General features: G+C 60.4%; 21 protein-coding genes. 10 read left to right on the top strand and 11 right to left on the bottom strand.

Going from position 1 to position 23,163, the window contains the following annotated elements; translation table 11 throughout:
• Position 1: 1 nt before the first annotated feature.
• The 4 genes from ABZ863_RS26635 (at position 2) to ABZ863_RS26620 (ending at position 4,564) form a co-directional block, all read left to right on the top strand.
• The gene (locus ABZ863_RS26635; protein WP_358540821.1) at positions 2-853 is read left to right on the top strand and encodes an SMP-30/gluconolactonase/LRE family protein; all 852 of its coding nucleotides are present in this window, start codon (positions 2-4) and stop codon (positions 851-853) included.
• Positions 850-1,620, top strand: a complete 771-nt coding sequence (fabG, locus tag ABZ863_RS26630) for a 3-oxoacyl-ACP reductase FabG (RefSeq protein ID WP_358540819.1) — start codon at positions 850-852, stop codon at positions 1,618-1,620. Before ABZ863_RS26635 ends, fabG begins: the two co-directional genes overlap by 4 nt.
• A 99-nt stretch (positions 1,621-1,719) precedes the next feature.
• Positions 1,720-3,204 carry an MFS transporter gene (locus ABZ863_RS26625; protein WP_358540816.1) on the top strand — a complete coding sequence of 495 codons (1,485 nt, stop codon included), beginning with the start codon at positions 1,720-1,722 and terminating at the stop codon, positions 3,202-3,204.
• A gap of 100 nt (positions 3,205-3,304) precedes the next feature.
• Positions 3,305-4,564, top strand: coding sequence for a Xaa-Pro peptidase family protein (locus ABZ863_RS26620; RefSeq protein ID WP_358540814.1), 1,260 nt, complete (start codon positions 3,305-3,307; stop codon positions 4,562-4,564).
• Positions 4,565-4,623: 59 nt separating this feature from the next.
• Here ABZ863_RS26620 and ABZ863_RS26615 read toward each other — a convergent pair whose 3' ends face one another.
• The 8 genes from ABZ863_RS26615 to ehuB form a co-directional block, all read right to left on the bottom strand.
• Positions 4,624-5,904 (bottom strand): alanine racemase, encoded by a 1,281-nt coding sequence (locus tag ABZ863_RS26615; protein ID WP_358540812.1) that lies wholly within the window; start codon positions 5,902-5,904, stop codon positions 4,624-4,626.
• Positions 5,905-6,338: 434 nt separating this feature from the next.
• Positions 6,339-7,913 carry a D-aminoacylase gene (locus ABZ863_RS26610; RefSeq protein ID WP_358540809.1) on the bottom strand — a complete coding sequence of 525 codons (1,575 nt, stop codon included), beginning with the start codon at positions 7,911-7,913 and terminating at the stop codon, positions 6,339-6,341.
• A gap of 25 nt (positions 7,914-7,938) precedes the next feature.
• Positions 7,939-9,963 carry a glycoside hydrolase family 20 zincin-like fold domain-containing protein gene (locus tag ABZ863_RS26605; protein ID WP_358540923.1) on the bottom strand — a complete coding sequence of 675 codons (2,025 nt, stop codon included), beginning with the start codon at positions 9,961-9,963 and terminating at the stop codon, positions 7,939-7,941.
• A 128-nt stretch (positions 9,964-10,091) separates the two neighbouring features.
• Complete coding sequence (locus tag ABZ863_RS26600; protein ID WP_358540807.1) at positions 10,092-10,823, bottom strand: hypothetical protein; 732 nt, start codon at positions 10,821-10,823, stop codon at positions 10,092-10,094.
• Positions 10,824-10,914: 91 nt separating this feature from the next.
• Positions 10,915-11,691, bottom strand: a complete 777-nt coding sequence (locus ABZ863_RS26595) for an amino acid ABC transporter ATP-binding protein (protein ID WP_358540921.1) — start codon at positions 11,689-11,691, stop codon at positions 10,915-10,917.
• Positions 11,692-11,731: 40 nt separating this feature from the next.
• The gene (ehuD, locus tag ABZ863_RS26590; RefSeq protein WP_358540805.1) at positions 11,732-12,388 is read right to left on the bottom strand and encodes an ectoine/hydroxyectoine ABC transporter permease subunit EhuD; all 657 of its coding nucleotides are present in this window, start codon (positions 12,386-12,388) and stop codon (positions 11,732-11,734) included.
• A complete protein-coding gene (gene ehuC / locus ABZ863_RS26585) occupies positions 12,385-13,104 on the bottom strand; it encodes an ectoine/hydroxyectoine ABC transporter permease subunit EhuC (RefSeq protein WP_358540802.1) in 720 nt (239 codons plus the stop codon). Before ehuC ends, ehuD begins: the two co-directional genes overlap by 4 nt.
• A 21-nt stretch (positions 13,105-13,125) precedes the next feature.
• Positions 13,126-14,034: an ectoine/hydroxyectoine ABC transporter substrate-binding protein EhuB gene (gene ehuB / locus ABZ863_RS26580; protein WP_358540800.1), complete on the bottom strand. Its 909-nt coding sequence runs from the start codon at positions 14,032-14,034 to the stop codon at positions 13,126-13,128.
• A gap of 710 nt (positions 14,035-14,744) precedes the next feature.
• Here ehuB and ABZ863_RS26575 point away from each other — a divergent pair.
• A complete protein-coding gene (locus tag ABZ863_RS26575; protein WP_358540798.1) occupies positions 14,745-15,806 on the top strand; it encodes an NAD(P)-dependent oxidoreductase in 1,062 nt (353 codons plus the stop codon).
• Positions 15,807-15,815: 9 nt separating this feature from the next.
• Here the strand turns inward: ABZ863_RS26575 and ABZ863_RS26570 are convergent, their stop codons facing one another.
• The 3 genes from ABZ863_RS26570 to ABZ863_RS26560 all read right to left on the bottom strand — a co-directional run bounded on the left by ABZ863_RS26570 (position 15,816) and on the right by ABZ863_RS26560 (position 18,023).
• Positions 15,816-16,559 carry an IclR family transcriptional regulator gene (locus ABZ863_RS26570; RefSeq protein ID WP_358540796.1) on the bottom strand — a complete coding sequence of 248 codons (744 nt, stop codon included), beginning with the start codon at positions 16,557-16,559 and terminating at the stop codon, positions 15,816-15,818.
• Positions 16,560-16,851: 292 nt separating this feature from the next.
• A complete protein-coding gene (locus ABZ863_RS26565; protein WP_358540794.1) occupies positions 16,852-17,106 on the bottom strand; it encodes a winged helix-turn-helix domain-containing protein in 255 nt (84 codons plus the stop codon).
• An 83-nt stretch (positions 17,107-17,189) separates the two neighbouring features.
• Positions 17,190-18,023 carry an IclR family transcriptional regulator gene (locus ABZ863_RS26560; RefSeq protein ID WP_358540919.1) on the bottom strand — a complete coding sequence of 278 codons (834 nt, stop codon included), beginning with the start codon at positions 18,021-18,023 and terminating at the stop codon, positions 17,190-17,192.
• A 241-nt stretch (positions 18,024-18,264) separates the two neighbouring features.
• Here ABZ863_RS26560 and ABZ863_RS26555 point away from each other — a divergent pair, with 241 nt between their 5' ends.
• From ABZ863_RS26555 to ABZ863_RS26535, 5 genes are all read left to right on the top strand, one after another.
• Entirely contained in the window at positions 18,265-19,539 is a 1,275-nt protein-coding gene (locus tag ABZ863_RS26555; protein WP_358540792.1) for an aspartate aminotransferase family protein, read from the top strand.
• Positions 19,539-19,925, top strand: a complete 387-nt coding sequence (locus tag ABZ863_RS26550; RefSeq protein ID WP_358540790.1) for a RidA family protein — start codon at positions 19,539-19,541, stop codon at positions 19,923-19,925. The genes ABZ863_RS26555 and ABZ863_RS26550 overlap by 1 nt, the downstream gene beginning before the upstream one ends.
• 3 nt (positions 19,926-19,928) lie before the next feature.
• Entirely contained in the window at positions 19,929-21,422 is a 1,494-nt protein-coding gene (locus ABZ863_RS26545) for a M81 family metallopeptidase (protein WP_358540787.1), read from the top strand.
• A gap of 403 nt (positions 21,423-21,825) precedes the next feature.
• A complete protein-coding gene (locus ABZ863_RS26540; RefSeq protein WP_358540785.1) occupies positions 21,826-22,797 on the top strand; it encodes an AraC family transcriptional regulator in 972 nt (323 codons plus the stop codon).
• Positions 22,797-23,096: a helix-turn-helix transcriptional regulator gene (locus ABZ863_RS26535; protein WP_358540916.1), complete on the top strand. Its 300-nt coding sequence runs from the start codon at positions 22,797-22,799 to the stop codon at positions 23,094-23,096. Before ABZ863_RS26540 ends, ABZ863_RS26535 begins: the two co-directional genes overlap by 1 nt.
• The last annotated feature ends 67 nt before the right edge of the window (positions 23,097-23,163 follow it).

Genomic DNA, 23,163 nt, shown 5'->3' with positions numbered 1-23,163 from the left:
AATGGTCTACTACGCCACCCCGGTCGTGGACCACGTCGCTGAGCTTGGTGAATCACCCGTATGGGATCCCTGTATTGGCTTGCTGTGGCTGGATGTACCGAAAAAGTTGCTGCTTCACATCGGCCTTGATGGCAAATGCGAGTTGAGGTCGTTACCGCGCGAACTGACCGCGGTCGCACCCACCACAACGCGCGACCTTCTCGTGGTGACGACTGATGGATTCGGCGTGCTCGACGTCGAAAAGTATTGCGTCGAGCCGGTAGCCACAATACTTGACGATGCCTCGATCTCGATGAACGACGGTGCTGTCGACGCTCATGGTCGTTATTGGGCCGGCTCGGCGGTGCGCGACCAGACTTTCCGGGGATCACTTTACTGCCTTGACAGGACAGGGCCACGCAAGGTCATCGACCAGATCGGGATGTCGAATGGGCTTGACTGGTCGCCGGACTGGAAGACGCTCTATCATGTGGATTCCGCATCGGGCGTGGTCCGTGCTTGGCATTACAATCTGGATTACGCACTTGTCTCAGATCCGCGCTTGCTTCGAGTGATATCACCAGACATCGGTATTCCAGACGGGCTTACCGTCGACAACCGCGGAAACATATGGCTGGCGGTATGGGGAACTGGGCAAATATGGAGCCTCGACGCCCGAGACGGACGAACACAAGCCATCGTCGAGGTGCCAACACCCTATGTTACAAGTTGTGTTTTCGGAGGAGATGATCTGTCGATCCTTTACGTGACCACCGCCGACTATAACGGGGCTGAAGGTGGGGGAGTCCTGTACAGCGTCGAACTTCCGGTCCGTGGGCGGTACACTGAACGTTTCATGTTGGCCGGCAAATGACTCCAACCGACGATAACAGGGTCGCGTTGGTGACAGGTGCCTCTCGTGGAATCGGCGCCGCTATCGCACGCCGTTTGGCACGCGATGGGCTGTCTATCGCCATCAACAGCCATACAGAACCTCGGATGATTCGCGCGGCGAATGACGTCGCACGCGAAATTCAGAGCAACGGCGGCCGCGCGGCGGTTTACGCTGCCGACATAGCCGACCCTAGCAGTGTTGACTTGATGTTCGCGAGATGCGAACAGGAGCTCGGTCAGGTGGATGTACTTGTCCTGAATGCCGCCACCACTACCAGAACCAGTTGGCTGAGCCTTGAACTTGACGAATGGGCACGCGTCATTGGCGTCAATCTGACGGGCGCCTTTCAATGCTGCCAGCGCGCCTTCAGGGATAGGGTTCCCAGCGAAGGCGGTGCTGTCGTCGCCATCAGCAGTATACTTGCGAAAATCGGTGCGCAGAATTCTCTACATTATGGGACGAGCAAAGCCGGTATCATTGGGTTTACTCGGTCGCTTGCTCGTGAATTAGGTCCTCGAAACGTTCGAGTGAACTGCGTGATGCCTGGTGCAATCCGAACTGAAGAAGAGTTCGAAACCTTCGGTGGTCAGCATGATCTGGATTCCCGGGTGCTGGCAAGTCAAGTGCTTCAGTTTCGCGGCGAGCCCGACGACATAGCCGGGGTCGTGCATTTTCTGGTGGGCTCGGATAGTGCCTTCATAACTGGACAAACTATCTGTGTTGACGGCGGTTCGGTATTCCTTTGAGACCGTTAGCGGGCCTATAACCTTGGTGAGAGGAGAAGATTGAGGGTCGCGAGCGAATCCAAAACGCAACGGTGGACCCTCGTTGCGCTGTCTTCGTCGATGGCCATGTTGGAGTTGGATGCGACCGCGATATATGTGGCTCTTCCTCAGATGGCGCGATCTTTGGGGGGAACACCCGCCGAACTTCAATGGGTGATCAGTGTTTACGCTCTCACACTGGCTAGTTTGGTGCTGTTCTTTGGGTCACTAGCAGATTATTGGGGGCATCGGAGGCTTCTGATCGTCGGGCTGGCCTCGTTCACGGTGGCATCGCTCGGCGCTGCGATGTCTGCGAACGTCGGCGTGCTGATCGCTTCGCGAGTAGCTCAGGGCATCGGTGGAGCGATGATCTTCGCAGTGAGTCCTGCAATCCTCGCGCGAACTTTCCGTACCGCAAAGAGCAGTTATGCCTTTGGCCTGTTCGCCGCGGCGGCAGGGATCGCAGTCGCGTTGGGCCCGTTGGTGGGCGGTGTCCTTGTCCAGCTCGCTGGGTGGCGATTCGTGTTCGCAGCAAACGTACCCGTGGGGATCATCGCGCTGTTGTTGGCTGCCATCAGGTTGGGGGAGTCACCAGGCAAAAGGCTGAGTGTTTTCAGTTGGCTGAAAGGTAGTACAGTCGCAGTTGTAATAGGAATGGTGGCGCTGACGGGGCTCTTCGCTACCTCCTTGCCGGAGCTGGCACTCCCGACAGTCGTCGGGCTCGTGGCTCTTCTAGCAGCCGTAATACTTTTCGAGCGAACGACAAATCGTACGGTTGGTCTGTTACGACGTCCGTCGCGGGAGCGTAGCTTCTATGGAATCTCGGCCGCCGCATTGCTAGGGAGTGCAACGCTTTCGGCTACCATGTTCTTGCTGGTTGCCTATTTGCAAGGTGTGAAAAATCATTCGCCGGCGTCTGCCGGCGTGCAGATTCTGCCGTGGACAGTAGCGATATCGGTGAGTAGCTACGTATGGAGCCGGTTTCCCAATAGGCGACACACCAGCATGATGCTCAGCATCTCTCTGGCCGTCATCTCATGTGGTATCGCTGCCGGTATCGTCGTGGATAGCCAGTCGTCGTGGTTGTTCATGCTGCCGATGATGATAGTTTCAGGAATAGGATTTGGGCTGATGCAACCGTCGCGGTTGTTATCCGCCACTGCTGGCGCTGGTCCGACATTCGTCGGAAAAGATACGGGACTTAACCAGACGTTCTACTTACTCGGCACGGTCTTCGGTGTCTCTGCAATCAGTTCCTTCTTTCAGTGGCGCCTATATGCGGAGTCGACTGAAAGGTTCGCGTCTGCTGTGCAGCCCGCCGATCTTGGCCTTATCGTCGAACGTATCAGTTCCGGTCGGTTCGATCCGTTCAGCTATCAAAGCGGAAGCGTGGCGTTAACAAACTTCTATGAAAAGGCAAACGAAATTTACCTCAGTGCATTGAGGGGTTCGTTGCTGCTGGCTGCGGGCTTCGCGCTGGCGGGTGCAGCGCTCGCATTCGTTCTCATACGATCAAGCGCGGCTAACGCCTACGGCGTAGGCCGGCGTGAGAAAGACGGCGGGTAGCTGCAGGACTCACCGGACTCTGCGTTGACGGGGCTATCGCGGAACGCCATACTGAGAACGAAGCACACGTTTTGTCTACTGAAACCAGCGTGGTGGACGGATGACTCAGGAGGGCCATGTGGCGCGGTCAGAAGAGACACGCGACGTCGGGTTGGAGCCGGACAGGTGGGGTGATCTGACACTTACCGGGATGCCGACGTGGCTGCCCGGTGGGTGGCGTCCGCAGTCGGTGCCCGATGCGGGTTTTGCAGGCGAACTGCGAGCACGGCAACAACGGCTCCATCGCGCTGTCCAGGCAGACTACGATGGAATAGTTACCGTCAAGCAGCCAAACATACGCTACCTGACCGGCTACTCAACTATCGCGGCGGGAAAGGCCGCGCTTCTCGTTACGCGGGACGGTGCTTACCTGGCGGTCTCCGAGTCGGAGCTCGGCAGGGCGCTGATGGCCCCCGGTGTTCGTGGGGTCCATGTCTTCGGGTGGGACGAACCTGTCGATATCGAGCGTTGGCTACGCCATTCGCCGTACGGCTCTGAGTTGCGGCGAGTCCTCTGTGAGTGGGGTGAGGAGGTCAGGGCAGGCGACGGAGGGGGTCAGGAAGGTCGAGGTACGCGTGCAGATGTGATCGACATACAGCGACTGGTTACCTCTGAATGGGAGGCGTCGTGTATACGGCAGGCTGCCCGAGCTACAAGAGCTGGGGTGGAGGCCGCCGTTGACAAGGCCGGCGACGACGGCACGACAGATTCCCAGATAGCGGCTACATCAATTGCGGCGATGATCAGTGAGTCGGGGTACGAATGCCCACCGATTGCCGTGGTCGGGATTGACGAAGGAGCGGGCATTCCACACTCGCAGTGGGGACGTCGCTCGCTTCAGCCGGGCAGCGTAGCGTTTATCGAGCTATCAGGCGGGTATGATGGGTACTGCGCCCCCGTCATGCGCACGATCGTTCGTGACCCGGTACCAAAAGATGTTGTCGATCTCTTTTCTCATGTCGAGTCGATTCTCGATATACTATGTAACTCGATAAAACCTGGAGTTCGTTGCTCTGACGTTGCCCGGAAATGCTCGGGTGTGTTATCTGACATAAACGGAGTTCTGTTCCATTACAACTATGGATATCCGGTCGGCATCTTCGACGGAACGCCGACTTGGATGAATGGCGCAGAATTTTATATTACAACGGACAATGAAGGTATATTTGAGCCAGGAATGACGTTCCATCTTCCGATCTCGTTGCGTCGATTCGGGCAGTACGCGGTTGGGCAGAGCCAAACCGTTCGCGTCACGGATGAGGGTGTAGAGGTGATGACAGGCGACGTTCCAAGCGGCCTGCTTCATGCGCCAGTACAGTGATGAGATAGCGCTCTAAGTGTGGACCTTGTAGTTTCGGCCCTGGCTGGTGTTCGTTGTTCTCAAAACATGGTCTGGAGCGTGCCGACGACTGAGTAACTGTCATCCACCATGGGGAACAGGCGCCATTTGTCAAGTGTTGTACACGGGTGAGAGATCCCGAACGCGACTTTGTCTCCGACTTCGAGATCGAGGGGCGAGGACGGGTCTGACCTGAAGTAGGCATGCTGGTCGTTCAGTGCTACAACCTGCCCGCCTGGTGGCTGGCTGAGGTCTTTTGTACCCCGGCGTACACGGTGTACTGGGACAGGGAAGCCGGCGTCTGAACCGGTATCACGCTTTCCGAAGTCCAAGATGGCGAGATCGGGTTCTGGGCGTGATAGGACGCGGGACCACAGTTCCAAACTTGCCGCTAACGGTACAGTTCGGTACTGGGTCGCGAGATACTCGCGGAATCGTTGATATGCGGAAGAATCGTGCGTCACGTAGCATCCGCTGCGCATTACTACGTCTATTGGCCGCCCGGAGCGCCATTGCATGTCGAATGTATCGGCAATCAGCTCGATGAATACGCTGCCACCGACCGTCACAATGAAACGCCCGTCTTTCTTGGGATAAAGTCCCCAGATTCTATCGGCTGCATCTCTGAGATGGACGAGATAACCGCGGACATCTGCCACGAGCTGTTTTCCTGGTTCGCCATTGATCACGCCTTCGAAACCACCGACTCCGACCAGTTCTAGCTCGTTCGACTGTTCGACCTGGCGGGCGAGCAGCGCCGCTTCGTCGATAGTCCTAGTGCCTGCACGCCCACGCCCTACCCCCACTTCGATGATGACGGGAAACTTGCGTTGCGCCTTTGATGCGCGAAGGACTTCTGTCATCATCTCGATGTTCTCGGGCGAGTCTACATAGCAGTAGCAGTAGAAACTCGGATGCTTGTCCATTTCCGCGCTTAGCCAGTTTACGCCATGTGAATCCATTAGCTCATTGGCGAGAAGTATGCGGTTTGCGCCCAGATTACGCAGTGTTATCGCTTGTGTCGATGTGGCGACTGTAAGTCCCCATGCGCCGTAGTCTAGTTGGGCCGAGGCAATTTCCGGGGACATTGCCGTCTTTGCATGTGGAGAGAGGAAAAGGTCGTTCTGGTTGCAGAACTGACGCATAGCTTCGAGATTGTTCTCGAAGACGCTCTTCTTCAAGAGCAGGACTGGTGTCGGAAGCTCCTCTTGAAGCAGGCGAAGGCGGCCGGCCAAGTCCTTGGCAGGTGATCCGATGGCTGTGGGGGGGAAACCTTTGTGATTACTTGCGATATCGATTGCGGGGATCTTCAAGCTGGTCATGCGTCGCTCCTGTGGGACACGGTCATGCGGCATGCTGATCGATGTGTGTATGACGTCGCAGGGCTCGAGGCGGCAGCCGCTCGACTCGAGACGTCGCCCGCGTTTTATTTACAGGAACAGATGTTTCATACGCCTACTGTAGGCGGCCGGGATCGGGTACGTCAACGAAGGTCAGGCAGAGATACGGGCTGGTGTGACGACATGACGAGGGCTTCGGTCACCGGGTGTATCAAGGTGGCAGCTCGACGATTACCAGCTCGTTTCGATTGCGCTGGAGACAGCGTGCGGCTTGTCCCCGTAGGGAGCCATGCGTTCAAGCGCTTGGAGACGTCGGTCGAGGTTTTGAAGAGGCGATGCCTACATGGTGGGTGCCCGCCAGAGCGATCCGCGGCTTCAGGAGGCTCTGCTGGCCGATGTGTTATCGAGGATGTCGGCTAGCCTCGTCGAAGGACCCGGCCGGGCCGGGTTCCAGTGAACATTTCATCGGTGACGACGCTCTCGCCGTTTATCCACACGTGTTTCACGCCTTCGGCGAGCTGGCAGGGTAAGTGCCAGGTCGCTCTTTCGCGTATGGCGTTGAGGTCAAGCACCACGATATCTGCGCGAGCTCCGGCCGAGATCCGGCCCCGGTCCGGGATACCGATGCGGTCAGCGGCGGCGGCGGTGGACTTATGAACAGCTTCTGCGAGGGTGAGCCTGCCCGTGTCGACGACGTAACGCTCCAGGAGGCGCGCATGAGCGCCGAAGTTGCGGGGATGCGGGCGGCCGCCTGCTGCCACGGACATTGCGCTGCCGTCGCTGCCGATGATGGCTAGCGGGTGGGCGAGGAAGTCGGCGACGTCTCTCTCGTGGCGGTAGAAGAGGATGACCTGTGTACTGTTGCCGTGCCGCGCACATAGGTCGAGAACTAGTTCCTCAGGACCCACAGCCCGGCTGCTTGCAGCGTCGGCGACCGTCGTTCCGACGAGGTCCTCATCTCCCTCGCCTGCGAGGGAGATGACGACACGATCCCACCGCCATGGAATCGTGCCATACAAGCCTAGGGCGAGTTCCTTTTGCGCACGAGCGAACAGCCGTCTGTCTCGGATGAGCGACCGAAGTCCCTCTTCACCTGCTTGCTGAGTCCAACCAGGCAGATATTGACTGAGCGATGACGATGACGCCTCGTAGGGGTAGACGTCGTAGCGGACGTCCACGCTCGCATCGACGGCCGCCTGGAACTCGGCCAGGACGTTGGCCGCCTGACCCCACGTCTGAGGATCATTCAGCGCTACATGAGAGAACTGAACACGCGCACCGGTCGTACGGGCCACCTCGATGGCTTCGGAGAAGGCGCCGAACCCGGCCGTCGCCCGCGCATGTGTTGCATAGAGCGCGCCATGCGCGCGTACCACTCTCGCTAGCTCGTGAATCTCTTCGGGTGTAGCGAAACCGGACGGCACATAGGTAAGGCCGGTAGAAAGCCCGAATGCACCCTGGTCCAGGGCGGCGTTGAGTAGGCCGACCTGCCGGGCCATCAGTTCCTCCGTCATGGGAATATCTGCCAGCCCGCTGGCCGCGATTCTAATAGCTCCGTGACCTACTAGTGGGGCCACATTCATGATTGGTCGTCTATCACCAAGTATGGTTGCGTAGCCATCGAAATCTTTCCACAAAATGTCGACATCCTGCGACGAAATGCCGCGAAGTAGCTGAGATAACTCGGCGCGTCGCCGAGCGTCAGCTGGGAACGCCGAGAAGCCGCAGTTGCCGACCACTTCCGTGGTGACGCCTTGCGCGACCTTGCTGTTTGCTTGTGGATCGGCAAAAAAGCTCAGGTCAGAATGAGTGTGAATGTCAACGAATCCCGGTGTGACGATGAGGCCCGTGCAGTCGATTTCCAGTGAAAGATCGTCCGGGAGCGCGTCTGTGACAATCTCGATCGTATCGCCGCATATTCCAACACTGCCGCGGAAGGGAGGTCTGCCCGTTCCGTCGACTATCAGGCCGCCGCGTAGCCAAAGATCCACGTTACGATGGCTTCTTGTCGCGTTCTCAGATGATCCAGGCATGCCAGGATTGAGGTTGATTGAGCTCCATGTTCTTCCGCAGTCTCGCCACGGTCGCTTCGATCTCGCGGATGAATCCCCAGAGTTCTCGCAAAACGGCGGGGGCAAGGAACGCGGGTTTGGAGTCGTGAGCCAGTCTGAGTAACTCTTCCGACTTTCGGGTCAGAACAGTCGATTCCTCTTTTGAAGTTGAGGAGCGGCGGGCAATGTCGAGCACTCTCAGGAAAAGATCTATGGATAACCGGATTCGGCTGAGTTCGTCTCGCCACGACGAAACAGGATTCGGCCAGTTTCGTACATCGCGGCCACCTGGCATCAGTAGATACGCTTCCTGTAGCGTAGCGATGATCTGTTTGAGAAGATCCTCGAGAGGTGGCTGGGTGACAGAGAAAGATCGGAGCAGATCATCCGGATAGAAAGTTGCGCCACCTGCCGATGTTGAGAAGTACGGCATTATTTGGTTCACTATGTACATCATCAGCGGATAGCAACCGGTGATGGAGCTCGCTAATGAGAGCGCCTGCTCGGCGATGTCAGTCTCGCCGGAGGTAATGTGATGCGCCCATCTTCTCCGGAATCCTGAAGCTCCACCTGAACCTTCGAGATTCCAGGACAGATCAGCCAGGCAAGCGAAGTTGAAATGATTCGCTGGATCAGGCATGCTGTAGGCAAGTGTGCCGATTGCATTGGCGCTGCGACCTCGTCGGAGCATATTCTCGATGTTCGACGAGAAGTCCTGGTAGAACAAGTTCGGGAAGAGGCCTGTAGTAGGTGCTACCCAGCTCACCGATCGGCTCGAATCAGGAGTGGGAAGGGGGTCGTTGTACTTCCACCAAACCAGCGCAGGCTTGGAGATTCTCGCTTCCAATATCTGGTCCAGGTAGCCATCCAACACTTCTTCGCGTGCCAGGGTGTCATGCCAATGCAACATCGATATGCCGTTGTCGTCGAGTATCCTGCCCACGTGTGAAAGGTACTGGCCAAGCATCTGCCCAGGTGTCAGCTTCCGGCAGGTCGGACAGCGGCAATAGGGACTGACTGTTCTGCTGCGGTCAGAGGGATCGACATTGCTGATAGGATAGTACTCGTCGCCGGCCACATGCAGGCGCTTTATGCCATTGGGTTTGAGGTGGTCACGGATCAGGCAGCGAACCAGCTTGCTGAGCTCCTCGCGGGCTTCGGGGCGAGATACGCAGTAGCCGTATCCTGTTGGATTGCCTTCGTCGTCGAGCGCGGACAACTGCGGAACAAGGCGTGGGATCAGGGTTGAATGGCCTGGTCCGCCAAAATGTGGTATGACCTCTATTCCGTGGTCGTGAGCATACTTGACTACCTCGCTGAAGTAGTTGGCCTCGAACATTGCAGGCAGATACCGTTGCTCGACTTGCTCTCCGAGTTCAGGATCCCAGAACACCATCCGCTGCTGAGATTCGAGCTGGGGAAAGTCGGATAGAGGAACGAAGATGTATTCGCTCCTGTCGTTATCATGGCGAATATCCCAACAGCCATATATGGAGATTCCTATGGTGTTGAACTTGAGCTGTCCAACCCGATCCAGGAAGGTATACCAGTCACTCAGCTGCATCCGGTCAGTGCCGGCGAATGATTCGACGAAAACTCCACGGTTCGCATAGGTCGGCGAATCCGATATATGAATCTTGGGCAGTGACGTGCCGTTACTCTGATCCCAGAGATCAACGAGAGTTCGTACTGCGTGCAGCGCGCCGAGATCATCGTTGGCGCCGATAGTCGCTTGTCCTGTCGCGATGGCGAGCTCGTACCCCTCGGTAGCTGTGTCCACGTGCTTGATGGTCAAGGAAAGGGTCGGACCGTCTGCGCCGGTCCCGACGGTACTCGCGAGCTTGGAGATCGCGCCGCGATAACGCAGAGGGAACCGGTCCATTGCCGACACGGAGATCTGCCCGACTTCGACCGTGCCACCAGCCGACTCGAGGCGGCGTGGCTGCGGGATCAGACTTGTTCGATTCGGTTCCGTGCGGCCCTGAGGCATAAGGATGCTCCGACCTTTGCGCATCGGCTACTCGTCGTAAGAACTACTTTGAGTAGTCTACGTCGTCTGAGCTCTCCTCTGCAGGAGACGATTCCCGCCGAGTGGAAACGAATAGTGCGAAGCCAGGCTCAGGAGATGGTGGAGATCGCAAACGACACGATATCCAGCACCGGGCGTCCAGTGACTTCACGAATTTCAGTGCGGAAGTTGATCAGTCCTGTGCATTCCAGAACGATAATTCGACTAGACGAAAGATCCCCGCCCGATGCGAATGCTTCCTCTAAGCGGTCGACCAGCTGTTGACGCAATCCGTCTATCGTCCAGCCTCCCCGCTCCATGTAGTCCGCAGGTTCAATGGCTGCCCAATCAGGCAGATCATTGAAGCCAACAATGCTCAATCTATTGAACTGCTCATGGTCCTGGAGGAGAGGCCGGAGCGAGTTCGCGTCGTAAGTAAGGACCGCGACTTGCTGACTGGTCATGTCAAGGGCGAGATTCAGGAGATGAAGACCGCTGGTTATAGTCGGGGTAGCCACCGATTCCGAGATCTCTTTCGCGGCTGCCCACATGAATCCGCAGTTCCCAATAATCAACTGCACCTTGCCATCGAGGCTTTTGGCCGAATCAACTACGCTGTCGACCCCACGTGTTGCGTGACCGAGCAATGCCTCCGAGTCTGCATCTTTGGCCATGACGGTGTGTAAGGGCAAAGGCCAGAAGGCGGGGTCCTGCACCACCCAGGGGAGCCTGTACTCTACGGCGCTCAACTGCTCTGGGGTGCCTTCGACGGCTGAGTCGTCAGCCATGAGTACTACGCCAACTGCCTTAGCTGGTTCTGTCATTTTTTTCCCGCCGATCATGAAGGGCTTTGTACCATCGTGTCATGGCGTCGCTCGAAAGGGTTGGCTGCCGTCCGGGGCTTCCTTACGCCGTTACCCGCTAGCGGGAACCTCATCGCTCATCGAATAACGCCCTCAAGAACGACTTGGTTCGTGGGTGTTCCGGGCACTCGAATATCTTCTCTGGCGGACCGGACTCGATCACCATGCCGTCGTCCATGAATACTACCCGATCAGCTACGTCGCGCGCGAAGCGCATTTCGTGAGTAACAAATAGCATGGTCATACGCGTTTCGCGTGCGATCTTTCGAAGAACGCCGAGAACTTCACCTACTAACTCAGGATCGAGTGCGGAGGTTACTTCGTCGAACAACATTATCTGAGGTTTCATTGCGAGAGCACGAGCGATGGCGACCCGTTGTTGTTGGCCTCCCGACAGCTGCGCGGGAAACATATCTGCTTTGTCGCCGAGGCCCACGTTGTCAAGCAGTGTCCGAGCTCTTTCTATTGCTGCTGATTTGCTTTCCCTCAACACGCGGCGGGGCGCTTCGGCCACGTTGCTCAGGGCGGTCATATGTGGAAATAGATTGAAGTGCTGGAACACGAATCCGGTGTTCGCTCGGAAGCTACGCAAGTCTCGTTCTTTCGGCACTTTGTGGCCGTTTTCCGCTGCGTTGGGGACCGGCTGCCCGAAGAGCTCGATGCGGCCTTTACTTGGTGTATCCAAGATGGCGACCAGTCGTAGTAGTGTGCTTTTTCCTGATCCGCTCGGGCCGATTATCGCGACACGCTCACCATCTGCAATGTGCATGTTCAGCCCGGTGAGCACTGTCGTCGAGCCGAAGTTTTTCCATACGTTGTCGATTTTAACGGCGGGTGAAGGCTCCATTTCAGCTCCGTTGGCGACGCCTTCTTTCTCTTTCTTCAAGTCAATGCCGAACATGAAGCTTCCTCTCGAGATAACGCAGTCCCAGAGCCGCAGGGTAGCTCAATGCTAGGAAGATTAGTCCAACGAGAGTGAATGGTTCAAGATACCTAAACGATTGTGCTCCGATTACGTTTGCCTCTCCTAGTAGTTCGACCAAAGTGATCGCTTCGAGGATGGCGGTAGCCTTGAACATCTGGACTACGTAGTTGCCCAACGATGGGACTATGCGGGTAATGACTTGCGGTACGATGATGCTGCTCCATGTTCGCGGCATTGTAAGGTTGAGTACCTTCGCGGCCTCCCATTGGCCCGTGGGCACGTCTTCTATGCCTGCCCTGTAGACCTCGCTGATGTAGGTGGCATAGTGGATCCCCAGTCCCAGAGTTCCGGCGAGTATTGGAGAGAGACTCAGGCCATATTGCGGTAGGACGAAGAAAATGAAGTATAGCTGGAGTAACAGCGGCGTCGAACGAACGACTTCAATGAAGGCGGCGGTTGGCCAGCGGATCAGACGGATGCCTGATCGTCGGAGCAGAGCCAGCACGAAACCGAATATCAGAGCAGTCAGACTCGCATAGAGCGTAGCCTGCAATGTGACGAGAGTAGCCCTGAGTAGTTCGGGAAGAATAGCAGCAGCGAAAGACCAGTCCCATATCACGGCGCCACCTCCAGATCGTGCTTGACTCGAGCCTGTCGTCGGCTTGTAGAAGGAGTTCGACGATACTTTGGAATTCGCTCGAGCATGCGGCCTAGTGCGGCTATGCAGATCGCCAAGGCAAAGTACAGAACGAAAAGGAGGATGAACACCGTGTCGTTGTCCCCAGTTCTCGTTCTTATTGTATCTCCGACAAAGGTCATATCACTGATGGTGATGAGGCTAACGAGTGGTGTTGTCTTGAGCAGCTCGATCAGTAAGTTTGTGAAGGGTGGCACCATTGCTGGATACGCTTGCGGAAGAATTACGCGCGTGATCATGGTCGTTGATTTCATGTTCAGCGCCATTGACGCCTCGCGCTGGCCTAGTGGTACTGCTTGTATTGCCCCGCGGACGATTTCTGCACCATAAGCGCCCGCGTTCAACGACAAGACTATTATTGCGGCAGACATCGGTGAGAGATAAATTCCCAGTAGTGGCAGCGAGTAGAAAGCCCAGAATAGTTGAACAATCGCGTTCGTGCCGCGGAAGAACTCTATGAATATGCCGGCTGATGTTCGTATGACGCGCCAATTGGAAAGTCTGGCTACTCCGGCTACGACAGCCACGACGATGCACAGGAGACCGCTGACTACGGTCAGTGTGATCGTTACCTGAATGCCGCTGCTCAGCAGGCGTAGGTATTCACCGATCTGCTGCGGGGCCAAAGACGTCACCACCTGCTTTAGTGGATTCTGGGGCTAGGATTGGGTTGCGCAGAGTTCCGAGGAGGTGTGTCCTGCAGCTGCTTCTATATCGGACGGCGAGAAGCCGAAGGGGCCCATAATACGTGCAGTTTCGCCGTTCTGCATGTACTTTTTGATCTGCTCGTTGAAAGCATCTCGTAATGGCCTGTCCTCCTTTCGGAATCCTATTCCTACGCCACCCAGCTGCGGCTTTCCGTCGATCACTGGAGTGATACCCTCGCTAGCTATGAGGTCACCATTTTGGGGGTTGGACAGGATAGTGTTGATCGACGTGGATGAGACGCTGAGTGCGTCAGCCCGGCCACCTTTGACTGCGGCTATCATTTCCGCCAGCCCGCCGGCAAGAACGAGCTGATCCTCCTTGACGCCGAGAGCCGTCGCGTATGTTCGCTCGATCCCCGTTGGATCAACGGCAAGTTTCATATCGGGATTCTCTGCGACGTCTTCGTAAGTGCTGACCTTGTACCTGGCGTCTTTCTTCATGACGAAGGATTCTCTTGCCAGGATGAACGGATCGGTAAAGAGGATCTGATCGCATCGCTTGGTAACGATGCCCATACCACCAGTGATGAGATCGAACCGGCGGGCCTGTAGTCCGGGTATCAACGATTCGAATGGTGTGACTATGCCTTCCATCGCGGGAATCCCGAGATCGGTGAGCCCTTTACGTGTCAACTCGACGACGCCGCCAGTCACCGCGTTGTTGTCGTCAACAAAGCCCCAGGGCGCCTGGTTGTCGAATCCAGCGCGAATGCTTCCGGTCTGACGCGCGCGGCCGAGGACGTCGGAGCCGCCAGTTTGGGGTCCGGCGCTGCAACTCGATATTAGGGGGAGGCCAGCCGAGGCAAGAGTTGCTCCGAAGAGTAGTCGAAAGATTTCCCTGCGTGATTGTGAAGCTGGCATGGATGCCTCCTCCTGCTTGAACCAATCTGAGGCAAATTTGAAAATGTCGTGCCGTCTAGTGGAACTAGATTGGGCTTCTGGAAGATGCTTGTCAAGGGTTCGTAGTCCGCGGGGTTGCTGTGCGGGGTGAACGTCGCAGTATCGTTGCAGGCGTGAGCCGTCGACCTCGTGACGTGATTGGGCCGGCGCGGTGTGTATCCAAGGTTGTTCGCCGAGCTGCCTGAGTTGGGATGCTAGCGAAGGTCGTTGGTCTCCGCTGTTGTGGTCGTCCGACCTGCTTGACCCCCGTGTGTGCACTTGAAGTGCGTGCCCGGACGGGCGCTACCAAGTAGTCGATGGCATAGCTCCGTGTGCGCCGCGATGCGCACGAACCGTGCCGGCGAACGACGTCCTCGACGGCTGTGCAGTGCACGATGCACGGCGAGTACGCCCTCGTCTTCGTCACGGCGTGCGCCGCCGGTGAGAGTGAGCGTGGGCCAGGGCTCACGTCCGCGCAAGGTGATCAGCGTTGCGTTGCCTGCCAGTGCTGTCTCCTCGCGCTCGGGAGGTCCCTGCGTGTCCATAGGCTTGCCCACTTCCTTGCCTTCCCTGCCGATGATCGGCCGAAACCTTGCGTAAACGAAACGCATGTTTCATTATTGCGAGGCAGGTGCTCCGCTCCAAGGAGCGCTTCGTTTCTGGCAGGAGCTGACGGCTTTGAGGAGGGTGCGATGAACGTGCTGGTCACCGGCGCATCGGGACGTGTCGGCGCGAACATGGTTCGCCGACTGGTCGCTGAGGGTATCGACGTGAAGGCGATGGTGATACCGGGTGATCCGCAAGTGGCCAAGCTCGCTCGCTTTCGCGACGTGCCGATCGTCGAGGCTGACCTAGGCGACCAGGAGAGCGTCGACGCCGCCTGCAAGGGCGTGACTCATGTCGTCCATCTCGCCGCTCAGCTGGTTCGCGGCGACACACCCGTCGACAGGTTCTACGACACCAATGCGCTGGGTACCCTGCGCCTGCTGGAAGGGATCGTGCGTTCCGGTGTGCCATTGGAGCGGTTCGTCCTGGCGAGTTCGGATGGCACCTACCGGCCCGGCGCTCCACCCGCCATTCCGTTGCGGGAGGACGTCCCCCAGCTTCCCGGCGACTACTACGGGACCTCCAAACTGCTCGGCGAGGTGATACTGCGTAACCACGCCTATCAGTACGATCTACCGTTCGCGATCGTCCGATTCGCGACTGTGGTCAGCCCCGAAGAAGCTGGGCGGCTGTTCAGGCGTGATTTCTGGAAAGCCGTACTGCACTGGCAGTCGCTGGGCAAGGAATCGCATCTGTGGCCGTTGTTCCACGGCCAGCCGGACCTCCAGCGCGTTTACGCGCAGGCCACTGAGGCGGTGCCACCGGACACGGCCGTCGGTTTGACCGGGCCGACAGGGCAACCATGGACCTTGAGTTTGGTGGATGTACGTGACGCGGTCGAAGGTGTCTATCGTGCGCTGGTTGAGCCGGCCGCGCTGTCCACAGCCTTCAACATCGCGGCGGCGCGGCCGACCACGCACGCCGATGGCGCCGCGATAGTGTCGGAGATCTTCGGGGTCCCGAAGCTGATGGTTCCCATGCCGATGGATTTCCGGCTCGAGTTGAACGTCGAGCTTGCGCGTAAGAGGATCAACTACCAACCGGGATACGACTACCGGGAAATGGTGGAATCGGCCAGATCATTGTCGAGCCGGGACGTGATTCCAGCCAGCACGGCCAGCGGTGTGGCGTCAACCTGGCAAGAATAGGGTGACTCGTTACGTCGCCGCCTGGTCACCGTTGCCGTTCTCCGGCGTTGCGATCTGGCTGGCGCACGCCTGCAGTGCTGTGGCGACAGCGTCGGCATCTTCCTGGGAGAATCGTGATGCCGGCGCGCTCACGCTGATGGCGGCAGGAAGGCGAGTGCCGAGAATGGGAACCGCAACACAGCGACCATCGGGTTCGTTCTCGGTGTCATCAACGGCATAGCCGAGCTTCCGGACGCGGGCGAGCTCCTCGAGATAGTCGTCGATGGTCGTGATCGTGTTCGGGGTTCGCTCTGCCATACCGGCGTTGTCCAGCAGCTCGCGGACGCGGGTTTCGGGCAGGTGGGCCGTGATGGCTTTGCCGAGTGCGGTCGAGTGGACGGGATCACGATGGCCGCTGGAAACAGCGAGGCGGACGGTGCGCTTGCTTTCGACGATGTCCAGATAGATGACGGTGCTGCCGTCGAGAATGCCGAGGTTCGTGGTCTCATCGTAGGTGTCGCGCAGTTTCTCCAGCCATGGCCGGGCGCGTTCGCGCAGCACTTCCAGATGGCGAGATTGCATGCCGACGAACCCGAGCCCGAGACGGAACATTCCGCTGCGTGTGTCCCGCTCGACATAGCGGTGGTGTTCCAAGGTCCAGAGGTAGCGGAAAGCCGACGACTTCGGCAGTCGAGTCGTCTTGGCCACCGCGTTGAGGCTCACGCCGTCAACGGACTCCTGCACCATATTGAGAATGGCGCACACTCGTTCCACAGCCCGCACAGAGTAATCACGGGATTCCTTCGACGGATCGTCGTCGGGGAAGGGGGGCTTATTGCGAGCTGACAGGGGACTCACCTGACCTCGTTCACAGGCGCCGCCCGCATCGGTGAGGTGACAGCTGACCAGGCCTGGACCAGCCCGCGGGAAGGCTCCCTTTTTGACTCGGTGATTTCATCATATGAAACGCAGGCGGAAGTTGCAATGTGCGCTGCCGTGGGGCATGGGGAGGCGAGTTCTACTGCGAACTGCCGCTGTCCTCGCGCCGCCACGGCAGCGCGCGGTGTCAGCCTTGGCGGGTGACGAAGGTGCCCTTCGATTTCAGCGTCTGCACCAGTCCGCGGTCGCGCAGGATCTGCGTGGCCTTGCGGACGGTGTCCAGCGCGACGCCGTATTCCTCGGAAAGGGCTCGTTCGCCGGGCAGACGGCTGCCCGGAGCCCATTCTCCGCGCTCGATGTGGCCGGCGAGATGTTCCGCCAACAACTCGTACTCGTAGCCCGTCTTGTTGTCCGGGTTGTACTTCTTTGCAGGACCGCTCATAAAGCGAACCTTAGAACGGTCCTGAGCTGCACAAAGTACCAGGACGCGGGGTAGCGCGCCAGACCGCTACGTACCGCGCCACATCAGGTTGTCGTATCGCTCGGCTCGCGTTCCGTCACCGGGCCCGTCGTGATCTGCTGGGCGACCTCCAGCAGGCGTTTGGCCGCCTTCTCCACGTCCTTGAGAGTGAACCTGGCTGCCGGCGCGCTGATGCTCAGCGCCGCGGGAAGCTGGGTGCCCAGTAGCGGCGCCGCGACGCAGCGGCCGTCGGGCGCGTTCTCGCCGTTGTCGACGGCGTAGCCGAGTCTGCGCACCTTGGCGAGCTCGTCGTGAAACGCCTCGGCCGATGTGATCGTGTTGTCGGAATGCTGTTCCATTCCGGTGCGCGCGAGCAGGTCGCGAACGCGTGCGTCCGGCAGCTGCGACGCGATCGCCTTGCCGAGTGCGGTGGAGTGCAACGGATCCCGCTCGCCCCGGGAGGCGGCGAGCCGCACCTTGTGGCGGCTCTCGACGATGTCCACGTAGATCACCTGGTCGCCGTCGAGAATGCCGAGGTTCGTCGTCTCCTCGAACTCGTCCCGCAGTTCCTCGAGCCAAGGACGCGCCCGCTCGCGCAGCACCTCGAGATGGCGTGACTGCATCCCTACGAAACCGAGACCCAGCCGGTATAGACCAGTTTGGGCGTCGCGTTCGACATAGCGGTGCGCCTCCAGCGTCCAGAGGTAGCGAAACGCCGAGGACTTCGGGAGCTCGGTGGCCTGCCCGACCTCGATCAGCGAGACCCCGTCAATGGACTGCTGCAACAGGTTCAGGATCGAGCACACCCGTTCCACCGCGCGGACGGTGTAATCCCGTTCCTCGCCCGGGGCGGTCTCGTCGGGGCTGGGGTCCTGACCCTCGTTCCGTCGCCGTGGCAGCTCACTCACTTCCTCTCGGAATAGGACCGGCTATTTCAAAAGGTTAGCGGGTCACTGACAGCGGGGCAGGGGGCCAGGTGCACGCACCGACTGGTCGAATCGGCCCCCTTGACGGTCCGAGGCGGCCACCCGTAGCGTGAGTTCGCAGAAACGGTTCATCTGTTTCGTTCTATGAAACCCATGGGGTGGCGTGCATAGCCTGTCGTCCCTCCAGCACGCCGCCAGGTAGATCGGAGACTCCATGAGCGATGCGGCTCAGCTTCTCGCCCGCTCGAATTCGCTGCGCCGGCGTGCACTCGCGTGCACGCCGGGTGGCGTGCACTCCAATGTCCGTCTGGCAGGCCCGCAGGTCTTCATCGACCACGCGCACGGGGCATGGCTCTACGACGTCGACGGCGAGAACTACGTGGACTACCTGCTGGGCCAGGGGCCGAACTTCCTCGGCCACGCACCGGCGCACATCGTTGACGCCGTCGCCGCCGCCTGCCGCAAGGGACTCATCTACGGCGGACAGCACAAGCTCGAGGTGGAGGCGACGGAAGCCGTGTGCGAGGCGCTCGGCTGGGCGGACATGGTGCGCTTCGGCGTCTCGGGCACGGAGTCGGTCCAGGCTGCCCTGCGGCTCGCCCGCGGCGCCACGGGCCGCACCAAGGTCGTCAGGTTCGAGGGGCACTACCACGGCTGGCTGGACAACGTGCTCACCGCGGACGGCCCCGGCGGGTGGGGGACCGCCAGCGCGGGCCAACTCGCCTCGCACCTCGACGACTTCCTCGTGCTGCCCTGGAACGACGCCGGTGTGCTGCGCGACACGCTCGACCGGCACCGGGACGAGATCGCCGCGGTCATCATGGAACCGATCATGATCAATGCCGGCGTGATCGAACCCCGTCCCGGCTACCTGGAAGCCGTGCGCGAGGCCTGCACCCGCCACGGCGTCGTGCTGATCTTCGACGAGGTCATCTCCGGTTTCCGCCTCGGCCTCGGCGGTGCGGCCGGCCGCTACGGCGTGCGCCCCGACCTCGCCACCTACGGCAAGGCCATGGCCGGTGGGTGGCCTGTGTCGGCGCTGGCCGGGCGCGCTGACCTGATGGAGCACTTCGGCACCGGCAAGGTCAACCACTCCGGCACGTTCAACGGGTCGGTCATGGCCATGGCAGCCGTGCAGGCGACGGTGCGGCACCTGGCGGAGGACCCGCCGTACTCCGCGATCACAGCGCACGGCACAGCACTCATGGACGGCCTGCGCAGCATCGGAACGAGCCACCACCTGCCGCTGCGGGTCGCGGGGCTGCCGGTGGCGTTCCATGTCTCCTTCGGCGACGCCGAGGTCTACGACTACCGCTCCCTGCAGCAACTCGATCTCGGCCGGTACACGCGGCTGGCGCCCGAGCTCGTCGGGCACGGCCTGTGGGTGGCGGGGCGCGGAGTCTGGTACGTCTCGGCCCGGCACGGGGCCGACGAACTGGACGCGGCGCTGACCCGGTTCGACAAGGCCATCACGGAGTGGGTGTCCTGATGAGCAAACCGGCACCCGTCACGGGCAAGGACGACGACCGTGACGGCAATACCGCGCTGTTCTCGCCGTGCCGGCGGGCAGGCGCCTTCGTCTTCGTCTCCGGCCAGGCCTCGGTCGAGGGCGGTGTGATCGTGCCGGGAACCTTCGCCGAGGAGATGCGCCGGTCCATCGCCAACGTCGAGCGCATCCTCGCCGGCGAGCAGCTGACGCTACGCGACGTGATCAGAGTCGGCGCCTACGTGGACGACCCGGCGGACGTGCCCGAGTTCAACCGCATCTACACCGAGTATTTCCGGCCACCCCTGCCTGCACGCACGACCATCACGAGCTGCTTCGGCGGCCGGATCAAGTTCGAGATCGACGTCGTGGCCCACGGAGGCGGCTGAGTCATGCGGTTCGCGACCCTGGGCCTGTTCCACGAGGCCAACACGTTCTCCCCGGCCATGGCGGACCAGCAGCTCTTCGCCGCCGGTGGCATCCTGCGCGGCAAACAGATCGTCGCCGAGTACGAGGGGTCGGCCGCGACGATCGGCGGCTACCTCGCCGGCTGTGCCGCGCTCGACATCGAGCTGGTGCCGCTGGTCTTCGCGTTCGTCAACCCGGTCGGCGCCATCACGGCGGACGCGTTCTCCTCGATCGCCGACGAGATGATCGAGGAGCTCGCCCGGCAGGGACCGTGGGACGGCGTGCTGCTCAACGTGCACGGCGCGGCGGTGGCCGAGGGGTACCCGGACGCCGACGGCGAGCTCGCCGGCCGCGTGCGGCAGGTCGTCGGCACGGACGTTCCCGTGGGCGCGGTGCTCGATCTGCACGCCAACATCTCGCCGCGGCTGCTCGGCGCGCTCACCGTCACCCTGGTGTACCAGACCAATCCGCACATCGACGCCAGCGAGAAAGCTGTTGCCTGCACCGAGCTGGTCCACCGTTGCGCACGGCGGGAAATCCGGCCGGCGCAGGCACTGGTCCAGCTCCCCCTCGTGGTCAACATCGCGCGGCAGGACACGAACGAGCCGCCGATGTCGCGCCTGGTGGCCAAGGCCGCCGAGCTCGCCCGCAGGCCGGGCATGCTGTCGGTGAGCGTGGTGGAAGGCTTCCCGTACGCGGACGTGCCGCAGATGGGCATGTCCTGCGTGGCGATTCACGACGGTGACCAGCGCGCGGCGCGCGCGGCCGCCGAGGAGCTGGCCGGGGAGGTCTGGCTGGAACGCGCGGCGTTGCAGGCCAGGGAACTCTCCGTCGACGAAGCGCTCGACATCGTCGAATCGGAACCTGGCGGGCCCATTGTGCTGTTGGACGTCGGCGACAACATCGGGGGAGGGGCGCCGGGGGATTCGACGGTGATCCTGCACGCGGTCAGGCGGCGCGGGCTGCGGTCGCTGCTACAGACGCTGTGGGATCCGGAATCCGTTGCCCGGTGCCAGGCGGCGGGTGCGGGCGCCGAGATCCGGTTGCGGGCCGGTGCCTGGAATCCGCATTCGGCCGGCTCGCCGGTGCCGGTCGAGGGCCGCGTCCGGCGACTCGCCGACGGCAGGTTCGAGGAGCCGGAGGCGGTGCACGCGGGTTTCCGGTTCTTCGACATGGGGCCGACCGCGGTGGTGGACACGACGGAGGGGCACACACTGGTCCTTACCTCGAAGGCCGTGCTGAACGCGAGTCTGCACCAGTTCCTCAGCGTCGGCGTCGAGCCGCGTTCCTACCGGATCGTCGTCGCCAAAGGGGTGAATTCCCCGCGCGCCGCCTACTCGCCGATCGCGTCCCGGCTCGTGGTGGTCGATACCGATGGCGTGACCGCGCTGAACCTTGGCAAGCTTGCCTACCGACGGCGCCGCCGCCCCATGTATCCCTTTGAGCAGGCGGAGTTCGTCATCGGTACGGACGAGTAGCTACCGTGCGCGGTCTCTGACCATTGTGGACAATCGCATCGGCGTGTCGCCGAAGGACGGGGATGCGCTGACCTGAAATTGGCCCCTACCGTGATTCCTCGCCTGACTCGACACTGGACAAAGGGCCGAGGAGGGGTAGGCATGTCGCGGTTCGTTGAGATTTTCCCTATCACCGTAGGAGGTTGTGGCCTGTCGTCGGCTCTCGAGTCGGCGCCGCCATTCGGCTGATTGCTGCCCTGCCGTCGGCGCCGTCTTGATTGAGTTGAATTGTGCAATTTGCGAAAAGCAAACAGGTCCGTTTGGTGGTACCCGCACCGGCTTGGTCCGGACAACGTAGGGGGGTGAGGAGGTGAGCGGGGAACTTTCCGTATCGGCTGTGGAAGCCGGTTTCCCGGTTGGCCCGATGATGCAGAGACCACTCAGCCGCTTTCCGGTTTTCCACTCACAGGATCTCGATGTCGTGCGGGAGGCGCTGGGGAGCGTCTTCTGCGCACACCGCCTGTATCTGGCGGGTCGCGATTCCCGGCTGGACGCCCGAATGCATTCGAGGCGGCTTCCCAACATCGGCCTGACCTACCTCGCTTACGGCAGCGAGGTTCGCGTGGAGCCAGGCGCTCTCGAAACGTTCTATCTCGTTCAGGTCCCCTTGCGGGGAAAAGGTTCCATCCAGTACGGCAAGCAGCAGGTCGCTGCCAGGCCAGGGGTGGCTGCCGTCGTCGGCCCGACGCAGTCGCTGGACTTGCGCCTCGACGCGGAGCTCGAGCTCGTCATCCTGCGGATCGAGCGCACGGCACTGGAAGCGGCACTTTCGGATTTGCTGAACTGTGCCCTGCCATATCCTGTCGAGTTCGAGCTCGGCATGACAATCACCGGCTACGCACGAACCTGGTGTGACTATCTCATGTTCTGTGTTGCCGAGATCAACCGGCCGGACAGCCTGCTCAGCCACCCGCTCTCGGTGAACCAGATGGAGCAGAACCTGATCTCCGGCCTGCTGATCGCCCAGCGCAGCAACTACTCGGCGATGCTGCACGGTCACGCACTACCCGCGCCGTCGCGGGCGATCAGCAGGGCCGTGGACGTGATCGAGAACCACCCGGAGCAAGCCCGCACCGTCGGCAGCCTCGCGCGCGAGTGCGGGGTGAGCGTGCGTGCTCTGCAGAAGGGATTCCGCAGGTATCTCGACACCACGCCGAGCGCGTTTCTGCGCGATGTGCGGCTGCAGCGTGCGCATGACGAGCTGCGGGCCGCGCAACCGGACACCGTCACCGTCGGTGAGATCGCGGGGCGCTGGGGGTTCCTGCACGTCGGCCGTTTCGCGACCTCATATAGGCGCAAGTTCAAGGAGAGCCCATCGCAGACGCTGCACAGATGATGACCAAGACCATGTCTATCGCTGATGACACGCGAGACCACGACGACGGTCCCGGCAGTGAACCCATCTGGGAGCTGGTCCGGCGGCTGCGCAAACAGCATGGGCTGACCCAGTACCAGCTCGCCGATCTGCTCGGCGAGCTCTCGGCGAACCAGAGCGTGAGCCGTGACGAGGTGGCGCGCTGGGAGCGTGGCAAACGCGTTCCCGGTCCGTACTGGCGGCAATGGCTTGGCGCGGCGCTGGGTGTTTCCACGGAGGAGATGACCGCGGCCGTGCAATACGGTCGACGGTGTCGTTGAGGGAAAAACAATTCACAGAATCCCCGCAGGCGAATGTGCCGCCCTGCGTGGATGAAGTACCCCAAGG

It is taken from the genome of Saccharomonospora sp. NPDC046836, from assembly GCF_040645195.1.
Classification (GTDB): Bacteria; Actinomycetota; Actinomycetes; order Mycobacteriales; family Pseudonocardiaceae; genus Prauserella_A.
Note: the sequence above shows the minus strand (reverse complement) of the source record. Positions and strands in the feature narration are given on the sequence as shown.